Annotated in this window: 18 protein-coding genes; 11 read left to right on the top strand and 7 right to left on the bottom strand. The window is 63.7% G+C overall.

The window, feature by feature from the left end; genetic code table 11:
* Positions 1–20 precede the first annotated feature (20 nt).
* On the top strand, positions 21–1,055 hold the full coding sequence (pyrC, locus tag HQR01_RS00195) for a dihydroorotase (protein WP_173211802.1): 1,035 nt from the start codon (positions 21–23) through the stop codon (positions 1,053–1,055).
* Here the strand turns inward: pyrC and rarD are convergent.
* Positions 1,033–1,935 carry an EamA family transporter RarD gene (rarD, locus tag HQR01_RS00190; RefSeq protein ID WP_173211801.1) on the bottom strand — a complete coding sequence of 301 codons (903 nt, stop codon included), beginning with the start codon at positions 1,933–1,935 and terminating at the stop codon, positions 1,033–1,035. The genes pyrC and rarD overlap by 23 nt on opposite strands.
* 184 nt (positions 1,936–2,119) lie before the next feature.
* Here rarD and HQR01_RS00185 point away from each other — a divergent pair, with 184 nt between their 5' ends.
* Entirely contained in the window at positions 2,120–2,632 is a 513-nt protein-coding gene (locus HQR01_RS00185; protein ID WP_173211800.1) for a glycine zipper 2TM domain-containing protein, read from the top strand.
* Positions 2,633–2,845: 213 nt separating this feature from the next.
* Positions 2,846–3,556, top strand: coding sequence for a hypothetical protein (locus HQR01_RS00180; RefSeq protein ID WP_173211799.1), 711 nt, complete (start codon positions 2,846–2,848; stop codon positions 3,554–3,556).
* A gap of 19 nt (positions 3,557–3,575) precedes the next feature.
* Here the strand turns inward: HQR01_RS00180 and astD are convergent, their stop codons facing one another.
* Together astD and HQR01_RS00170 are read right to left on the bottom strand one after the other, a co-directional pair.
* Positions 3,576–4,991: a succinylglutamate-semialdehyde dehydrogenase gene (gene astD, locus HQR01_RS00175; protein WP_173211798.1), complete on the bottom strand. Its 1,416-nt coding sequence runs from the start codon at positions 4,989–4,991 to the stop codon at positions 3,576–3,578.
* An 87-nt stretch (positions 4,992–5,078) separates the two neighbouring features.
* The gene (locus HQR01_RS00170; RefSeq protein ID WP_173211797.1) at positions 5,079–6,476 is read right to left on the bottom strand and encodes a protein adenylyltransferase SelO family protein; all 1,398 of its coding nucleotides are present in this window, start codon (positions 6,474–6,476) and stop codon (positions 5,079–5,081) included.
* Between the two features lie 75 nt (positions 6,477–6,551).
* Here HQR01_RS00170 and HQR01_RS00165 point away from each other — a divergent pair, with 75 nt between their 5' ends.
* The 5 genes from HQR01_RS00165 to HQR01_RS00145 all read left to right on the top strand — a co-directional run bounded on the left by HQR01_RS00165 (position 6,552) and on the right by HQR01_RS00145 (position 12,253).
* Positions 6,552–7,418: an alpha/beta fold hydrolase gene (locus HQR01_RS00165; protein ID WP_173211796.1), complete on the top strand. Its 867-nt coding sequence runs from the start codon at positions 6,552–6,554 to the stop codon at positions 7,416–7,418.
* Positions 7,415–8,551 (top strand): glycosyltransferase family 4 protein, encoded by a 1,137-nt coding sequence (locus HQR01_RS00160; RefSeq protein ID WP_173211795.1) that lies wholly within the window; start codon positions 7,415–7,417, stop codon positions 8,549–8,551. The genes HQR01_RS00165 and HQR01_RS00160 overlap by 4 nt, the downstream gene beginning before the upstream one ends.
* Before the next feature lie 114 nt (positions 8,552–8,665).
* A complete protein-coding gene (locus HQR01_RS00155; RefSeq protein WP_234030199.1) occupies positions 8,666–9,463 on the top strand; it encodes a tetratricopeptide repeat protein in 798 nt (265 codons plus the stop codon).
* A gap of 35 nt (positions 9,464–9,498) precedes the next feature.
* The gene (locus HQR01_RS00150) at positions 9,499–10,839 is read left to right on the top strand and encodes an outer membrane protein assembly factor BamB family protein (RefSeq protein ID WP_173216003.1); all 1,341 of its coding nucleotides are present in this window, start codon (positions 9,499–9,501) and stop codon (positions 10,837–10,839) included.
* A gap of 55 nt (positions 10,840–10,894) precedes the next feature.
* Positions 10,895–12,253: a methyltransferase family protein gene (locus HQR01_RS00145; RefSeq protein WP_173211794.1), complete on the top strand. Its 1,359-nt coding sequence runs from the start codon at positions 10,895–10,897 to the stop codon at positions 12,251–12,253.
* 4 nt (positions 12,254–12,257) lie between these two features.
* Here HQR01_RS00145 and HQR01_RS00140 read toward each other — a convergent pair whose 3' ends face one another.
* Genes HQR01_RS00140 through HQR01_RS00130 form a run of 3 tightly spaced genes read right to left on the bottom strand, consistent with a single transcriptional unit; the run spans position 12,258 to position 14,741 of the window.
* Entirely contained in the window at positions 12,258–12,557 is a 300-nt protein-coding gene (locus HQR01_RS00140; protein WP_173211793.1) for a putative quinol monooxygenase, read from the bottom strand.
* A gap of 16 nt (positions 12,558–12,573) precedes the next feature.
* Positions 12,574–13,944, bottom strand: a complete 1,371-nt coding sequence (locus HQR01_RS00135; RefSeq protein WP_173211792.1) for a glutamate--cysteine ligase — start codon at positions 13,942–13,944, stop codon at positions 12,574–12,576.
* A 41-nt stretch (positions 13,945–13,985) separates the two neighbouring features.
* Entirely contained in the window at positions 13,986–14,741 is a 756-nt protein-coding gene (locus HQR01_RS00130) for a 16S rRNA (uracil(1498)-N(3))-methyltransferase (protein ID WP_173211791.1), read from the bottom strand.
* A gap of 39 nt (positions 14,742–14,780) precedes the next feature.
* Between HQR01_RS00130 and ubiA the strand changes: the two genes are divergently transcribed.
* The 3 genes from ubiA to HQR01_RS00115 are packed head-to-tail and all read left to right on the top strand — an operon-like array spanning position 14,781 to position 16,702.
* Entirely contained in the window at positions 14,781–15,698 is a 918-nt protein-coding gene (gene ubiA / locus HQR01_RS00125) for a 4-hydroxybenzoate octaprenyltransferase (RefSeq protein ID WP_173211790.1), read from the top strand.
* Between the two features lie 12 nt (positions 15,699–15,710).
* On the top strand, positions 15,711–16,331 hold the full coding sequence (locus tag HQR01_RS00120; RefSeq protein ID WP_173211789.1) for an SOS response-associated peptidase: 621 nt from the start codon (positions 15,711–15,713) through the stop codon (positions 16,329–16,331).
* Between the two features lie 47 nt (positions 16,332–16,378).
* A complete protein-coding gene (locus HQR01_RS00115; protein ID WP_173211788.1) occupies positions 16,379–16,702 on the top strand; it encodes an ArsR/SmtB family transcription factor in 324 nt (107 codons plus the stop codon).
* On the opposite strand, the gene HQR01_RS00110 is transcribed toward HQR01_RS00115, so the two are convergent.
* Positions 16,677–17,933, bottom strand: coding sequence for a Xaa-Pro dipeptidase (locus HQR01_RS00110; protein ID WP_173211787.1), 1,257 nt, complete (start codon positions 17,931–17,933; stop codon positions 16,677–16,679). The genes HQR01_RS00115 and HQR01_RS00110 overlap by 26 nt on opposite strands.
* Between the last annotated feature and the right edge of the window lie 61 nt (positions 17,934–17,994).

Here is a 17,994-nt window from a genome sequence, read left to right as displayed (position 1 = left end):
TGTAGGATTGCCGCTTGCCCATGAACCGCCTGACCATCCGCCGCCCCGACGACTGGCATCTACACTTTCGCGATGGGGCGACGATGCGCGCCGTGGTTCCGTACACGGCGCACCAGTTTGCCCGGGCAATCGTGATGCCGAACCTCTCGCCGCCGGTGACGACCAGTGCGCTCGCCGCCGCCTATCGTGATCGGATCCTCGATGCCGTGCCCGAAGGTGTCGACTTCACCCCGTTGATGACCGCCTATCTTACTGACATGACCGACCCGGCCGATCTTGCCGCAGGATTTGCCGATGGCGTGCTGACGGCTGCGAAACTCTACCCGGCTGGTGCGACGACCAATTCGGACCATGGCGTAACCGACATCGCAAATATCGCCGCGGTGCTCGAACGCATGGCGGAAGTGGGCATGCCGCTCTGTGTGCATGGTGAAGTGACGCATGCCGATATCGACATCTTCGACCGTGAGGCCGTGTTCATCGATCGCGTGCTGGCCCCGCTGGTCGATCGCCTGCCCGAACTGAAAGTGATCTTCGAGCACATCACCACCAGGCAGGCCGCCGAGTTCGTCGATGCGGCGGGCCCCAATGTCGCCGCCACGATCACGCCGCAGCACCTCCACATCAACCGCAATGCCATGCTGGTCGGAGGTATCCGCCCGCACATGTACTGCCTGCCGGTTGCCAAGCGCGAGGAACACCGGCTGGCTTTGCGCAAGGCCGCGACGGGCGGTTCGGCGAAGTACTTCCTCGGCACCGACAGTGCACCGCACCATCGCCACACCAAGGAAACCGACTGCGGTTGTGCAGGGATATTCAACGCGCCCTATGCGCTGGAAAGCTACATCACCGTGTTCGACGAGGAGGGCGCACTCGACCGGTTCGAGGCCTTTGCCGCGGAGAACGGCCCGGCTTTCTACGGTCTTCCGCTGAACGAAGGCACGGTCACGCTGGAGAAGGCGCCCGTATCGGTTCCCGCCGAGGTCTCTGGTGGGGAGGCCGTCATCGTCCCCTTCCATGCGAGTGAGACACTCAGCTGGCGGCTGGTTTCCTAGACCGCGAGGCAAGGTCCCACACGAAGATCGCGGCGGCGCCCCAGATGCAGGCGAAGCAGGCGATTTCGGCGGGATGGAGCGGTTTCTCGAATACGGTTAGGCCGAGCACGAAGACGATGCTCGGCGCCAGGAACTGGATGAAGCCGAGCGTCGAATAGGGCAGCTTGCGCGCGGCGATGGCGAACAGCAGCAGTGGAAAGGCGGTCAGCGCTCCGCCCAGGACGATGGACAGGCTGAGGCCAAGATCGTGTCCGAATGACGAACCGGCGGGTTGTGCGGCATACCAGGCGATCACGCCGGCAGACGGGAGGAGCAGGATTGTCGACTCGATCGTGAGGCCCGGCAGCGAGCCGACCGGTACCTGCTTGCGGATAAGGCCATATGTGCCGAAGCTGAGCGCCAGCGTCAGGCTGATCCACAGCGTCGTCAGCGCACCTGCCAGCAGCATGGAAACGCCCAGCGCAGCGAGAGCGACTGCCGCCCATTGTGTGCGGCTCAGGCGTTCGCCCAGCAGCAGCGTACCCAGCAAGACGTTGACCAGCGGGTTGATGTAATAGCCGAGGCTCGCCGCATAGACCTCACCAGTCTGGATCGCCCAGATATAGACCACCCAGTTCACCGCGATCAGGCATGAACTCAGCGCCAGCAGCCCCATGACGCGTGGATTGCGCAGCGCGGCAAGAACGTCGGGAATCTGGCGGCGAAACAGTACGATGATGAGGCAGAGCGGCAGCGTCCACACGATCCGCCAGCCGACGAATTCGAGGGCGGGGACGCTCTTCACCAGGATCAGGTAGAGCGGCAGGAACCCCCAGATCAGGTAGGCTCCGACGGCGGCACCCAGTCCGGTGCGATCGGCAGGTGCGTGCGTCGAGGTCATCTGCGATCGCGCCTAGGCGCCGCGTTTCGAGCCCGCAAGCATCATTTCGTCGCGCGCTGCGTCACGCTTCGCCGCTTAACGCAATTCTGACTGCGCGGTTGCAGGTTGTTCAGGTTGAAGGCCTTAAACCTTAACTACATCAGCCGAGTCGCTCGGCCCAGCAAATCAGAAAAGGACACGGACCATGGCCAACTTCCTCAAGACCATCGCCCTGGCGCTGGCTACCACCGGAATGGTTTTGGCGAGTCCAGCGGCTGCTGCCCCCGCCGCGCATGCAGCGCCGGCAGCGCATGCTGCCGTCTATGGCGATCTGAGCTTTGACCACGGCAAGAAGGACAAGCGCTGGAAGCGCGACCGCGGCTATCATTATGGCGACCGCCGCGACTATCGCGATTACCGCGACGATCATCACTACCGCGATTATCGGGATGAGCGACCCTATTACATGGGCTACTCGCGCAACTACGGCCAGCCGGTCTATGCCCATACCAGGATCTGGCGGGGGCAAGACGGGCGCTATTATTGCCGACGTGACAACGGCACCACCGGTCTCCTGGTCGGCGCGGGTGTCGGTGCGCTGATCGGGCATGAAGTTGCCGGTCGCGGTGGGGATCGCACGCTGGGCGCAATCCTTGGCGGGGTTGCCGGCGCGCTGCTCGGTCGTTCGATCGATCGGTCCAGCACGCGCTGCGGCTAACTATCAAACCAGCTTCCGGTCGTGCCCACCCATGATCGGCAAGGCGGCTCCAGACGGGCCGCGAGGGCGCCGTGCGGTATCCATGGGGAGCCGGACGGCGCCCTTAAGCTTTGGTTCTCTCGCCTGTCCCGCCGTGGCGCACCTAACGAATAGGGGCTGGAAACTGCCACAAGCGCGCCTCACAAGTCTGGCCAGCTACGCTGGAGTGTATCGATGAAATTCCGCCAGATCGCCGCAGTCGCCCCGCTTGCCCTGCTCGCCGCTTGCGGGGGCGGGAGCGACGAGCCTGCGGTTGACGAGGCGATGGATCCGGCCAGCGAGCAGGCGCTCAATGACGAATTGATGACCGATCCCGATATGGCTGGTCGCAATGAGGCGAACGCGGCCCTCTCCGGCACGGGCAATGCTGCGATCCCCAATATCGACAAAAGCCCCCGCGCGATCGAAGCGGCGCGCGCCCGCGCGGCCGAACTGGTTGGCGGGGTAGACAAGCTCAAGCCGGCACCGGCACCCCGACCGCTCGCCGGTAATGAGTCCGACACCGATGCCATGCGGGCGGCGGCGATTGCTGCGATCAAGCCAGGTGGCGCGAATTGCGCCGACGCTGTGGAATACAGCGCCACATGGGCCGCCAAACTACCAGCTGCATTCCCCGTCTATCCGCGTGGTAACACACAGGAAGCGGCGGGGACCGACCAGGGCGACTGCGCGTTGAGGATCGTCTCCTACCTCACGCCAGTCGCCCTGGACGACGTGCTGTCCTTTTACAGCACCCGCGCACGGGACGCAGGGTTCAAGGTCGATCATGCGATCAAGGCCGGCGACAACATCCTCAGCGGTACCAAGGGTGCATCTGCCTATGTGGTCTATGCCCGTCGTTTGCCCGAGGGTATCACCCAGGTCGACCTCGTCACCACCAATTGAGCGACTGCTCCGGTGAAGCTTAACTGTCCTTGAGCCCGACTCCGATGGTGGCGCGTGGCTGCTCCATCTCGTTGCTTGCGACCGGATAGGCGCAATAATCCGCGGCATAGAAGGCCGCCGGACGATGATTACCCGATAGGCCGACGCCACCGAACGGGGCTGCCGATGAGGCACCATTGGTTGGACGGTTCCAGTTCACGATGCCGGCGCGAATCTCTTGCCAGAAATGCTCGAAGTCCTGCGGACTGCCGCCGATCAGCGAGGCAGACAGTCCGTAGCGGGTGTTGTTCGCTTCTGCGATCGCAGTATCGAGGTCGGGGACGCGGATCGCCTGTAGCAAGGGGCCGAACAGCTCGATGTCGGGCCGTTCCGAAATCTCCGTCGCATCGAGGATGGCAGGGGTGAGGAAGGGCAGCTTTTCGTCGGGCCTGCGCAGGTGGACGATCGGCTTGCCGCCACGGCCCATGAGCGCGACGAAGCTCTCCGACATCAGGTCGGCCGCACCATTGTCGATCACGCAGCCCATGAATGGCTGAGGTTCGGCGAACGGCTCGTCGACGATCAGTCGCTCGGTGAGCGCCTTCACCTCGGCGATCAGCGCATCGAACATCGAGTCGACCACGATCAAGCGGCGCGCAGCGGTGCAGCGCTGGCCGGCGGTGGTGAAGGCGGATTGTACGATCGTCACGGCCGCGTCCTGCAGCTTAGGCGTGTTGGTGACGACGATCGGGTTGTTGCCGCCCATTTCGAGCGCGACAATCTTGCCGGGATTGGTGGCGAGCTTGCGGTTTATGGCGATGCCCGCACGCGCAGAACCGGTGAACAGTACGCCGTCTACTCCGGCGTGCTCGACCAGTGCCTTGCCCGCATCGGCACCCCCGTGAAGACACTGCACGACACCCTCGGGAACACCGCCTTCGTGAAAGCAGCGGGTCAGGAATTCGCCGACTGCTGGGGTCTTTTCGCTCGGCTTGAACACCACGACATTACCCGCGATCAGGGCAGGTACGATATGGCCGTTGGGCAGGTGCGCCGGGAAGTTGTACGGACCAAGCACAGCCATCAACCCGTGCGGCTTATGCCGCAGCGCGGCGGTGCCCTGGAGCGCGCTGTTGAGTTTCTTCATGCCTGTGCGTTCGGCATAGGCGGTGATCGAGATCTCGACCTTGCCGATGACTGCTTCGACTTCGGTGCGGGCTTCCCAAAGCGGCTTGCCAGTTTCGCGTGCGATCAGTTCCGCGAATTGTTCCGCGTGCTTGCGTACCGCATTGGCAAAGCGCCGGATGAGCTCCATCCGCTGGGCCAGGGGCATGCGCGCCCAATCGCGCATCGCCTCGCGGCCTCGCGAAACGACGGTATCGACATCACCGGCCTCACCGCGCCAGATTTCGGCCCCGGTTGCCGGTTCGGTGGAAACTAGGCTTGTACTGCTCACGCTCGGACCTTCCGCGCCCCTTCTCGCTCTTGGCGTGCGCCTATGTGACAGGCGCTGTTGGGCGTCAAATACAGATTTGTGGTTGTCTCAGGCATGCCCCACCGGTGAAGGCGCGGGGCCATGCGCCTCGCCCATGTGGCGCACGGCAGCGATCTTGTCGACCAACGGCTGCCAGTCGTCACCATCGGCGATCGCGGACCAGATTTGCTCGACCTCGTCGATCAACATCGATTGAGGTGCGTCGCCCGACCAGTAACTGTGCGTCGATGGTTCTGCCTCATATTCTGAGAGGGCTTTGGCCAGGTCGCCGTCGGCACCGCGACCACCGCGATGTCTGAAGAAGAAGGCGTCGGGAGTCTCGCCGCTCTCGTGAAGATTGGCCTCGCAGGCGGCGAGCAAGGCAGCGTCCTGCTCAACCCCGCGTGAGGCCACCCCAAGTCTCCAGCACCAGTGGCGGCCGATCGCCGCCATGTATAGCGGACCGAAGCGCTCCATCGCCGCGATCAGCGGCGGGGCGTCTGCAAGCAGGCGCAAGGCCACGCCCAATTGCCCGCAATTCCAATGCAAAGCCTCTGGCTGGCGCCCGAAGGCGTAGAGGCCCTGATGGTCGAAATATGCGGCAGTGAAGGCAGGATCCCATCGCGGAAGGAAACGCCAGGGGCCGTAATCGAAGCTCTCGCCCGAGATATTCATGTTGTCGGTGTTGAGCACGCCGTGGACGAACCCCGCGACCATCCAGCTCGCGGCGAGGTCGGCCAGTCGCTCGACCACGAGATGCATGAGTTGCACGGCCGACTGCTCGCGTCCGGGCGCGCCGTCGGGCGGAGGCGGCCCGGGAAAAATTGCGAGGCAATAGTCGACCAGAGCCGCCATATGCTCTGGTTCATTGAGCGCGAACAACCTCTGGAAGGTCCCGATGCGAATATGCCCGTGACTGAGCCGGGTGAGTACGGCGGATCGGGTGGGTGATGGTTCGTCGTTGCGCCAAAGTTCCTCGCCGGTTTCGATCACGCTGAAGGTCTTGGAGGTATTTACGCCAAGCGCCTCGAGCATCTCGGTCGCGAGGATTTCGCGAACCGCGCCCTTGAGCGTTAGGCGCCCGTCGCCATCGCGACTCCATGGGGTCTGGCCGGAGCCCTTTGTACCAAGGTCCAGCAGGCGTCCCGCGCCGTCTCGGACCTGCGCAAACAGGAATCCGCGTCCATCGCCAATATCCGGATTGTACACCCGGAACTGGTGGCCATGATAGCGTAGCGCGAGGGGTTGCGGTAGGTTGTCGGGCAAAGGTTCGAAGCGCCCGAAATGCGCACACCATTCCACGTCGGAGAAGTGATCGAGCCCCACCGTGGCGGCGTGGCGGTCGTTTCGAAACCGTAACGTGGTCGACGGAAAATTCGCGGAAGGCACCGGGTCGCCAATCCAGTCGGCGAGGATGAGGATGGCAGGATCGGGGCGATAGCTCGCGGCTTGCGGTTCTCCTCGCATGCCGCGATAGTGGGGGGTAAGGACGCCCGACACAAGGGTGCCACGAAACCAGGGACGGGACAGTCACCGCCAGCCATGGAAACTACTTACACCGACCGCACCTGGCAGAGCGCCGACGGTCTCACGCTCCATTTCCGCGACTACACGGGCAGTTCCGACCGACCGCCGGTCGTGTGCCTGCACGGATTGACCCGCAACGGACGCGATTTCGAGGGACTTGCCGACCATATCGCAAAGCGGGGCTGGCGGGTGCTCGTGCCCGACATGCGTGGACGTGGGGAAAGCGAATACGCCAGCGATCCGGCGACCTATGTGCCACCGACTTATGTTGGCGACCTGCTAGGCCTGCTGGAGCAGGAAGGGATCGATCGGTTCGTTTCGATCGGCACCTCCATGGGTGGCCTCATGACCATGCTGCTGGCGGCATTCCAGCCCCAGCGGATTGCAGGCGTGGCGCTTAATGATGTCGGCCCGGTGCTTGAACAATCGGGGCTCGATGCCATCAAGGAATATGTGGGCCAGGGACGCAGTTTCGCCACCTGGATGCATGCCGCCCGTGCCCTGGAGGAAACGCACAGCACCTCCTACCCGCGTTTCCAGACGGAAGACTGGATTGCGATGGCAAAGCGCGGTCTGACGCTTTCGAGCAGCGGACGGATCGTCTTCGATTACGACATGAAGATCGCGGAACCGATCCTGGCGGCTGACAGCAATGCGGTTCCCCCCGATCTTTGGCCTGCCTTCGAAGCCTTGGCTGGCCGCCCAGTACTGTTGCTGCGCGGTGCGCTCTCGCAATTGCTGTCGGCGAGCGTGTTCGACGAAATGCAGCGTCGCATGCCAGAGGCGCAGGCGGTAACCGTGCCTGACAAGGGGCACGCGCCGACACTGGATGAGCCTGAAGCGCGCTCAGCGATCGACGCGCTGCTGGCGCGTGTCGCATGAGCGGCAACGACACGCCGCATATCCTGCACCTCCATTCCACCTTCGCGACAGAGGGTAAGGAGAATCGCTGCGTCCAGCTGATCAATGCATTTGGGACAAAGGCGCAGCATACGATCGTCTCGGCGGAGCCGGACCGGCTCGAAGCCGCGCAACGGATCGCAAAGGGGGTCAGGGTCACGCTTCAACCCGAATTTCCCAGCCTCAAGGGTAAGCCGCTGCCCGGGCGTCTGCAGAAGCTGGCCAAGGCGATGAAGCCGTTCGATCTCGTGCTGACCTACAATTGGGGCGCGATGGATGCGGCGATGGCGCATACGTTGTTCAAGGACGCACTCGGTCTGCCTCCGCTGATCCACCATGAGGACGGGTTCGACGAGAGCGAGTTGAAGAAGCTCAAGACCAGCCGAACCTGGTATCGCCGTATCGCGCTGGGGAAGGCGGCCGGCCTGGTTGTGCCGTCGGAGCGTCTCGAAGAGGTCGCGCTGGTCGATTGGCAGCAGCCGCTTGGGCGGGTGAAGCGCATTCCCAACGGGATCGATACCAAGGCCTTCGGCATGAGGTCCAAGCCCGATGCACTTCGCCTGATCAAGCGCCCAGGCGAATTCTGGGTCGGAACGCTGGCTGGCCTGCACACGATCAAGAACCTGCCCCGCCTGGTCAGGGCCTTCGCCCCGTTGCCTGAAGAATGGCAACTGGTCATCCTAGGCCAGGGCGAGGCGCGTGACGCGATCCTTGCCGAGGCGGACAGGTTGGGAATCAACCATCGCGTGCACTTGCCGGGTGCCGTAGCCGACCCGTCGCGAGTCATTGGTCTGTTCGACATTTTCGCCCTTTCGAGCGATTCCGAACAATTTCCGCTTTCGGTGATCGAGGCGATGGCAGCCGGTTTACCGATCGCGGCCCCCGCCGTGGGCGACATTGCCCAGACCGTTTCCGATCCGAATGCGTCGTTGATCACCCCGCCCGGAGATGAAGCCGCCCTGTCGGACACTTTGCGCCAGCTTGCCGATTCCCGTCCGCTGCGAGACACCCTGGGCGAGGCCAATCGCACCAAGGCCCGTGCCGAGTTCGACGAAGCGCGAATGATTTCTGCCTATCGGCGGCTCTATTCGAGCGCCATGCGCCGCGACCTGTAGGGAATTTCATGCTTCATTCACCCGGACGGGGACAGGGATTGCAGCCCATTGCCCTAGCCAGATGCACTGCCTAAAGACCCGCAAACATTTTTCAGCCAGCGGAGCCCGCCCAAAGTGGCCCTGACACCCAAGTCCGAACTCACCCGCGAAGAAAAGATCGCCAAGCGCGATGCCGCCGAACAGGAAGCGCTCCTGCGCGAAGTCGACGACGCCGTCCGGCAGGGCGATTTCGAGAGCTTCATGTCGCAATGGGGCAAACCCTTGCTGGGCCTAGTCGTTTCGGGCCTCGCAGCGTTCGGTGGCTACATCTATTGGGATCACCGTCAGGAACAGGCGCAGGAAAAGGATGCCGAGGTGCTGGTCGCCGCGCTCGACCAGATCGAGGCGGGGAACCTGCAGAGCGGCTATGACGGCCTGGCCGAGCTGGCTAGCCAAATCGATGATGGCCCGTCGGCTGCCGCGGCCATGCTGCGCGCCGGGATTGCGGCGCAACAGCAGCGACCGGACGAGGCGGCGAAGATCTTCGCCATGATTGCTGCGGATGAAGATGCCCCCCCGGCGTTCCGCGATCTCGCCAAGCTGCGGGAAGTTGCAGTGAAGTACGATGGCATGAAGAGTGCCGACGTGGTCGCCGCGCTCAAGCCGCTTGCCGTGCCGGGCAAGCCTTATTTCGCCAGCGCCGCAGAGATGCTGGCCCATGCGTACCTTGACCAGGACAAGAAGGCCGAGGCCGGCGCGCTGCTGGCGCAAATCGCCAAGGATGAAACGGCACCCGCATCGCTCAGGTCGCGCTCGCGCCAGTTGGCCGGCGTGCTTGGCGTCGATGCGATCGAGGATGTCGACAAGCTGCTCGAAGAGCAGGGCGTCACAGAAGAACCCGCGGACGGCCAAGTCGCCGCCGAAGCGCAATAGGCCACGTGGCCGGAACGGACGAGAGAATGGTAGGGATGGATCGAAAGGCGATTGCACGAACCGCATTGGTTGGCGCGCTGGCGCTGGCAATGAGCGCTTGCAGTGGCGGACTGTTCGGCAAGGGCGACAAGAAGCAAACCCCGACCCTGGGCAATCGCCAGCCCATCCTCTCCAAGATTGAAAGCGGTGCGCAGGTCGATCCGGCGCTGGCTGGGACCGCCGTCATTCTCCCGCCCGAAAAGGTAAACGACGCCTGGGCGCAGACCGGTGGGACTGCCAGCAAGTCTTATGGGCATCTCGCCCTGTCTGCCACGCCATCGCGGGTTTTCACCGTGCAGGTCGCAGGCGGCACCGATCGCCGCCGCCTTGCCGCATCGCCCGTTATCGGCGGCGGCATGCTGTTTGCCGTCGGTGGCGATGGCCAGTTGTCAGCCTTCGACGCCCAGACAGGTGGCCGCCGCTGGTCCTACGCCCTGCAGATGGAAGGCGATTTGCGCCCCTCCGCATTCGGCGGCGGCGCAAGCTACGCCGACGGCAAGGTATACCTGACCGACGGTACTGGTGATGTGGTTGCGCTTGATGCCGATACCGGCACCGAGCTGTGGAAGGTCAAGCCGGGCGGGCCGCTGCGCGGGTCGCCGACGATCGCTTTCGGAAATGTCTTCGTCATGACGCAGGACAACCAGATTTTCGCGCTCGACCAGGCCACAGGCACGGTTCAGTGGCAGCAGGCCGCCTCGACCACGCAGGCAGGTGTGTTCGGAGTCGCCGCACCTGCCGCAGGGCAGGGCACGGTTATCGCCGGTTACAGCTCGGGCGAACTGATTGCCCACCGCTACGAGAACGGCCGTACCCTGTGGGCGGACGCGCTGGCCCGCACCTCGATCTCGACTTCGGTCGGGTCGTTGACCGACATCGACGCCGACCCGATCATCGACAATGGGCGCGTCTATGCCCTCGGGCAGGGCGGGCGCATGGCCGCCTATGAGCTCGTGACCGGACAACGCATCTGGGAACTCAGCCTCGCCGGCATTTCGACCCCGGCGATCGCGGGTGAGTGGATCTTCACCCTGACAGACGATGCCCGCCTGCTCGCCATCGCTCGTACGACCGGCAAGGTGCGCTGGATTACGCAGCTCCAGCGCTGGCGGGATGAAAAGGACAAGAAGGGCCCGATCTTCTGGACGGGTCCGGTGCTGGCTGGAAACAGCCTGTGGGTCGTCAACTCGCGGGGCGAAATTTACCGCGTCAGCACCGGCGAAGGTGCGGCCAGCAAGTTCTATGACCTCGACCAGTCGGTCAGCCTCGCTCCGGTCGTGGCAAGCAATACGCTTTATGTGCTCGACGATGGCGGACGGATAACCGCCTTCCGCTGATTCACGTGGCATCCCGACCCGGCTGTTAACCATTAGTGTGTTGGACGGCCGGGCAATGAACGCCGAGGAAACGACCTCGACGGCCCGGCCGCAGAGCGATGTCTCCGCGGCGGTGGGGCTGGTCGGCCTGGCCGGGCTGTTTGCCTGGGTGCTGTTCGCGCGCGCCTATCCCGCGATCTCGGATTATTTTGCCCTTCCGGGTCCGCACGCTCCGATGGCGGGGCCGAATGCCGCGCTTGCCGGCCTGCTCGCAGCGGCCTTGCCCATGGCGCTGTGGTCGATCCTGGTCGATAAAGTACACCGCCGTCCTTCGACCGGGCTCGACTGGAGCCTCGCGCGCAGCCTCAAGCCCGATCGAACGGTAACTCTGACAAAATTGCTCGGGATTTGGGCGACCTGGGCCATTATCGCGGCGCTCTATTGCCTGTGCCGCTGGTATTGGACCGGGCAGTACGTCTTTGCAATCGACGTGCTCAAATGGGCTGCGATCCCACTCGTGATCCTGTCCGTCCCCTACCTGTTTTGGGTCGACCGTTACCTTGCCGACCAGCGTGATCACGCCTGGCATTTCGGTGCGCTATTGCTGATGCGGCGCGGCTGGGACGCGCATGAGGTCAAGGCGCACTGGCGCACCTGGATCATCAAGGGGTTCTTCACCGCCTTCATGATCTCGATCATTCCCTTTGCCTTCGAGAAGGTCGTGCTGGCCGACTTCGGCGAGATTACGAAGCGGCCAGAGCAGGTTGCGATGATCGCGATCGAGGCGATGTTCATGATCGACGTGATGATCGGCACCGTCGGCTATATCGTCACAATGCGCCCACTCGATGCGCATATCCGCAGCGGCAATCCGTTCCTTGCCGGCTGGCTGGCGGCGCTGATCTGCTATCCACCCTTCGTATTGGGTATCCTCGGCGATGGGCGCGCCATCAACTATGAGAGCGACACGCCGGGCTGGCTTTTCTGGCTTCAGGGGCATGACATGGCGATCGCCGCGTGGGGTGCGCTGCTGGTGTTTCTTACCGCGATCTACGCCTGGGCGACCTTCGCTTTCGGTCTACGCTTTTCCAACCTCACCTATCGTGGGGTGCTGACCAACGGGCCCTATCGCTTCACGCGTCACCCGGCCTATGTTTCGAAGAACCTGTTTTTGTGGTGCGCGACGCTACCGATGCTGACCGCCAGCGGATCATGGGTCGAAGGGATCCGCAACTGCTTCTTCCTGCTGGTGGTGAACGGCATATACTTTTGGCGTGCCAAGACAGAGGAGGCCCACCTTCTGGGCGAAGATGCCAAGTATCGCCAATATCATGCCTGGATGGACCGACACGGCTTGCTGACCGCGCCGCTGACGCGTCTGCGCAGCCAGCTATTGCCACACCGCGAACCGGCCATGCAGCAGCCGGCGGAATGAACTTCTAGAGCGGCTGGCCGTCGTCGGTTTCGTAGAGGCGGATATTGCGCTCGGCGCCCGGTCCTGCGGCCAAGGCTTTCTGGAATTCGGCCATGTGCGGCGACACGAAGTGTGCATCGAGCGCCGCACGATCACGCCAGCGTTCGTACAGCACAAGAGTGTCGGGATCGGTCAGGTCGCGGGCAAAAGTATAGTCGAGGCAACCGTCTTCCGCCCGACTGGCATGGGCCATCTTGATCAGAGCGTCGATGATCTCCTGCCCGGAGCCGCTGGCCAGCTTGATGGTGCCGTTGATCTGGATCATCGTTCTCTTCCGTTCTTCAAAAGCTGTATTTGTAGACTTGGCTGATGTCGCCGCCCCATTCGCCGTGATAGCTGTCGAGCAGCACCTGCGCAGGGACCTTGCCTGAATTCACGATCTCGTCGAGCGCTTCGAGGAAGCCGGTCTCGTTGTCGCCCGAAGAATTGAGCCGGGCGCGCGAGGTCAGTCCGGCACGGGCAATGGCGAGTACCTCCTTGGCCAGGTCGCGCAGGGTGCCGCCGCCGGGAATCGCGGCCCCCAGCGCCTGTTTCGGAACGGCGTTCCGCAGTGCTTCGCGCTCGTCCATCGACCAGTGCTTGACCAGGTCCCACGCGGCATTGAGCGCACCCTGATCGTAGAGCAGGCCGACCCAGAATGCGGGCAGTGCGCAGATGCGGTTCCAAGGCCCGCCATCGGCACCGCGCATCTCGAGGAAGCTCTTCAGTCGCACTTCGGGGAAGGCGGTCGAAAGGTGGTCCACCCAATCGCTGGCGGTCGGCTTCTCTCCCGGGAGGGCTGACAATTTGCCCTTCATGAAGTCGCGGAAGCTCAACCCGGCGGCGTCGATATACTTCCCGTCGCGGAACACAAAATACATCGGCACATCGAGCATGTAGTCGACGTAACGCTCGTATCCGAAGCCGTCTTCGAAGACGAAGGGCAGCATGCCGGTGCGGTGCGGATCGGTGTCGCTCCAGATATGTGAGCGATAGGAGAGGAAGCCGTTGGGCTTGCCTTCGGTGAAGGGCGAATTGGCGAACAGGGCCGTGGCAAGCGGTTGCAGCGCGAGGCTGGTGCGAAACTTCTGCGCCATGTCCGCTTCGCTCGAATAGTCGAGGTTCACCTGGATGGTACAAGTGCGCAGCATCATGTCGAGGCCCAGGCTGCCGACGCGCGGCATGTGCCGCAGCATGATTTCGTAGCGGCCCTTGGGCATGATCGGCAGTTCTTCGCGGGTCTTGTCCGGCCACATGCCGAGGCCAAGAAAGCCGACCCCGAAGCGTTCGCCGATTGCCTTGACCTGTTGCAGATGGCGGCCGGTTTCGGCGCAGGTCTCGTGCAGATTTTCGAGCGGCGCTCCAGACAGCTCGAGCTGCCCCGCAGGCTCGAGGCTGACTGTGCCGTCGGCCCCGCGCATGGCGATGACCTTGCCGTTCTCTTCGATCGGTTCCCAACCGAATTCGGTCAGGGCCATGAGGATGTCATGGATGCCTTTCGGCTCTTCGTAAGATGGCGCGCGGTGATCCTTCTGGAAATACACAAGTTTTTCGTGCTCGGTGCCGATGCGCCAGGCGTTCTTGGGCTTTTCGCCACCCTGCATCGGGGCGACCAGCTGGTCGCGGGATTCAATGATCGGATCCTCGGATCCCGATGCCTCTCTCGTGCTCATGCGAGTTTCGATAGGCAACGCAAAGATTTCAGGCCAGCCATTTATTCTTGCGTCGGCCAGTCTCCGCTAACAGCCATCCAGAGCGCCGTTGCGGCAATCGCGGCGGTCTCACCACGCAGGATTCGGGGACCGAGCGAGATGGCCCGTGCCGCCGGATGAGCGCGGATCGAGGTACGTTCAGCATCGTCGAAACCGCCCTCGGGTCCGACTAGCAGCGCCGCGGGCCCCTTGTGCTGGGAGAAGGCCTCGCTGGAGGTCGCCCCACCAAGCTCGTCGGCGAAGAACAGTGCGCGTTCGGCGGGCCAATCGGCGAGCAACCGATCGAGCTTCAGCGGTTCCGCAAGAGCGGGCAGGGCGGTGCGTGCGCACTGTTCTGCCGCTTCGGTCACGATCACGCGGGCCCGTTCGGCATTGAGCTTGTCGGCGACGCAGCGGCGCGTGATCACCGGATGGATTGCTGCCACGCCGAGTTCGGTCGCCTTTTCCAGCACCAGGTCGAAGCGGTCCTTCTTGAGCAGAGCGGGGCACAGCCAGAAATCGGGCACCGCCTCGCGCTCGCGCAGCTTCTCGCGCGGGTCGAGCACGACATGGCGCTTGCCTGCCTCAATGACTTCGGCCGCCCATTCGCCCGTGGCATCGTCACAGAGTATAACCACCGAACTGGCGACGACGCGCATGACCTTGGACAGGTAGTGGGCCTGGTTGCCCTCCACCTGCACCGGCGTCCCCATGGCGATGGGAGCGTCGACAAACAGGCGCGGCGCGCTTTTCGGTGGCCAGGCAGGGGTGGCAGGCATGGCTTTCCTGTTGGCGGCTCGGCGGTTAGGAAGCAAGCGATGAGCGATAACGCTGCCACTCCCGAGATCGTCCCCGACACCGAGCACCGCGGGCTAGTCGCCCGCCTGCCGCAACTGCCGCGCGATCTTGCACAGCTGGCGCGCTTCGACCGGCCGATCGGCTGGTGGCTGCTGTTCTGGCCCTGTGCCTGGGGCGTTTGGCTGGCGGGCGCGGGGTGGCAGGTCGAACTGATACTGTGGCTGTTGCTCGGATCGATCACGATGCGCGGCGCCGGTTGCGTCTACAATGACATCGTCGATGCCGACCTCGACCGGCAGGTCGCCCGTACCGCGGTAAGGCCGGTGGCCAGCGGTCGCGTGTCGAAGAAGCTGGCCTGGGGCTGGCTTCTGGCCTTGTGCCTCATCGGGCTGCTCGTGCTGCTGCAATTGCGCTTGCTGGCGCAGGGTGTGGCGCTGGCGAGCGTTGCGCTGGTCGCGGCCTATCCCTTCATGAAGCGTATCACCTGGTGGCCGCAGGCATGGCTTGGCATGGTCTTCACCTGGGGCCTGCTGGTCGGGTGGGCCGAGTTGCGCGCCGATAATTGGGACGCATTGGCGGCCATGTATCTAGGCGCGGCGCTGTGGGTCGTTGGCTATGACACGATCTATGCGCTTCAGGACCGCGAGGACGATGCGCTGGTCGGCATCCGTTCCTCTGCCCTACGGATGGGCAACCATGTGAAGGGTGGGGTTGCGCTATGTTACGCCGGGGCAGTCGGCCTGTGGGCGCTGGCCTTCTGGCTCTACCGGGCGGACTGGGTGGCACTGCTGGCATTGGTTCCCGCGGCCGGCCACCTTGCCTGGCAAGTTGCGACACTCGACCCGGACGATCCGGCCAATCCGCTCGATCGTTTTCGCGCCAACCGCTTTGCTGGCGCGCTGGTTGCGGCGGCGTGCTTCGTGGTGGGCAACGCGTAGGAGCAGGGCCTGATGTGCAACCTCTACCGCATGACCAAGGCCAAGGATGAGGTCGCGAAGTGGTTTGACGCGGTGAACGAGTTGAGCGGGGCGAATCTCGGTGACGAGGTCTATCCCGGCTATCCCGGGGCGGTGGTGGCAGAAGGGCGCCTGAGGCAGATGAGCTGGGGCTTCCCACTCGTCCTCAAGGGCAGGGATGGCCAGCCGCTCAAGCCGAAACCGGTCAACAATACCCGCACTGACAAGCTGTCGAGCTTCTTCTGGCGCTATAGTTTCAAAGAACGCCGCTGCCTGATCCCCGTCACCGCCTGGGCCGAAGCCGAAGGGCCGAAGGGCGCCAAGACGCGCAGCTGGCTTAGTCGCCCTGATGCGGAGGTGTTTGCGGTGGCAGGCATCTGGCGCAATTCCGACGAATGGGGCGAATGCTATTCGATGGTAATTACCGACGCAGTCGGCGCAGCTGCGGAAGTCCACACCCGGATGCCAGTACTGCTGGCCGATGGCGATCTTGCGACCTGGACCCAGGGCACGCCCCAGCAAGCCTTGGCCTTGTGCCGGCCCTGGCTGGGCGAGCTAACACTCGACCGGACGCGCGACGCGTGGTCCGGTGGTGGACAAGTCGGCTTGCTCTAGGTCCCAGAGCTTGAGCGACTCGGAAAGGCGATCTTAACCTTGTTCGCATGACGGATACCTTCGTCGCCCTTTCCGACCCGACCCGCCGGCTCCTGCTGGACCGGCTGAGTGCGGAAGGCGGGCTGACGCTATCCGATCTTTCCGAAGACTTGCCGATGACCCGCCAGGCGGTGGCGAAGCACCTCGCAGTGCTCGAGGCTGCCGAACTGGTGGCGAGCGAACGCGACGGGCGGTGCAAGCGGCACTACCTCAACCCGATGCCGCTCGCGAAGATGGCGCGCCGCTGGCTGGGGCGGTTCGAGGACGTACCGATGAACGCCATGGCCGGCTTCGCCGGCGCACGCGTCAGTCGACCAGAATCCCGCCTTTGACAACCGCGTCGACGTCGGCCAGTTCGCTGACGTCTGCCAAAGGATCGCCCGAAACTGCAATCAGGTCGCCCCAGGCACCGGGCTTGACTACGCCGACCTGACCTTCCTGCCCAAGCGCCCTTGAGGCATTGACGGTCGCTGCGCGGATCGCCTCGAGCGGGGTCATGCCATATTCGACCATCACCGCGAACTGACCGCCGATTTCCTCGTGCGGCATTACCCCGGCGTCGCTGGCAAAGACCATGCCGACGCCCGCCTTGTGAGCCTTGCGGAAGTTGTCGCGCTGGATCTGCGCGATCTCGCGATCCTTGCGCAAATTGTCCTCCAGCACGCCATTCGCCTTGCCGGTGCGCTGGGTATAGTCGGTGTTGTAGATGTCCATGCTCAGCCAGGCACCCCGCTCCTTGGCCAAGCGAATTCCCTCGTCGTCGATCAGGCTGGCATGTTCGATCGTGTCGATGCCGGCGCGGATCGCGGCCTTGATCCCACCTGCACCATGCGCATGCGCGGCAACCTTGAGGCCCCAGAAATGGGCCTCGTCGGCGATGGCGCGCAATTCTTCTTCGTGCAGCTGCTGTTGGCCGGGTTCGGTGTTGCGGCTGAACACGCCGCCAGTTGCGCAAACCTTGATCGCTTCCGCACCGTACTTGCGCTGTTCGCGCACGCGGACGCGAAAGTCCTCGGGGGAATCGGCGACGCCGGGGCTCCTGGCTTCGAAGCTCGGCGGCAGGTAGGTTTCGTCGCAATGCCCGCCTGTCGCGCCCAGCGCATAGTTGGTGGTGACGATGCGCGGACCTTGCGTCCAGCCTTCTTCGATCGCCTGATCGAGGGCTTTCACGTTGTAGTTGGAATCGCCGACGTTGCGGACCGTGGTGAAGCCGACGCGCAGCATCCGTTCGGCATTGACCACCCCGAGCACCGTCGAGAAATTGTCCGTGAACTCGAGGCCGCTGTAGCCACCATATTCGGGTCGACCGTCAAGGTGCACGTGCATATCGATCAGGCCGGGCAGCAATGTGTGCCCGGCAAGATCGACGTGCTCCGCTCCCTGCGGAAGCGCACCGCCCGACGTCACGCTGGTGATTTTCCCATCGACGATCACCACCACCGGATTGGCGAGGTACTTGCCGGTTTCGACGTCGAGCATGCGGTCGGCGGTGACCGCCACGGTTTCGGCGGAAAGCGGCGCAGCAAGCGCCAATGCGGCGGTGGCGATGAGGAATCGGTGCATGGTATCTCCCTTGGTCAGGAGAGACGATACACCAGCTTTTGCGTTTGGGAATGGGGTGTTG

Source organism: Erythrobacter mangrovi (assembly GCF_013260645.1).
In the GTDB taxonomy this organism is placed as follows: Bacteria; Pseudomonadota; Alphaproteobacteria; order Sphingomonadales; family Sphingomonadaceae; genus Qipengyuania; species Qipengyuania mangrovi.
This window is presented reverse-complemented; position numbering and strand designations above follow the sequence as displayed.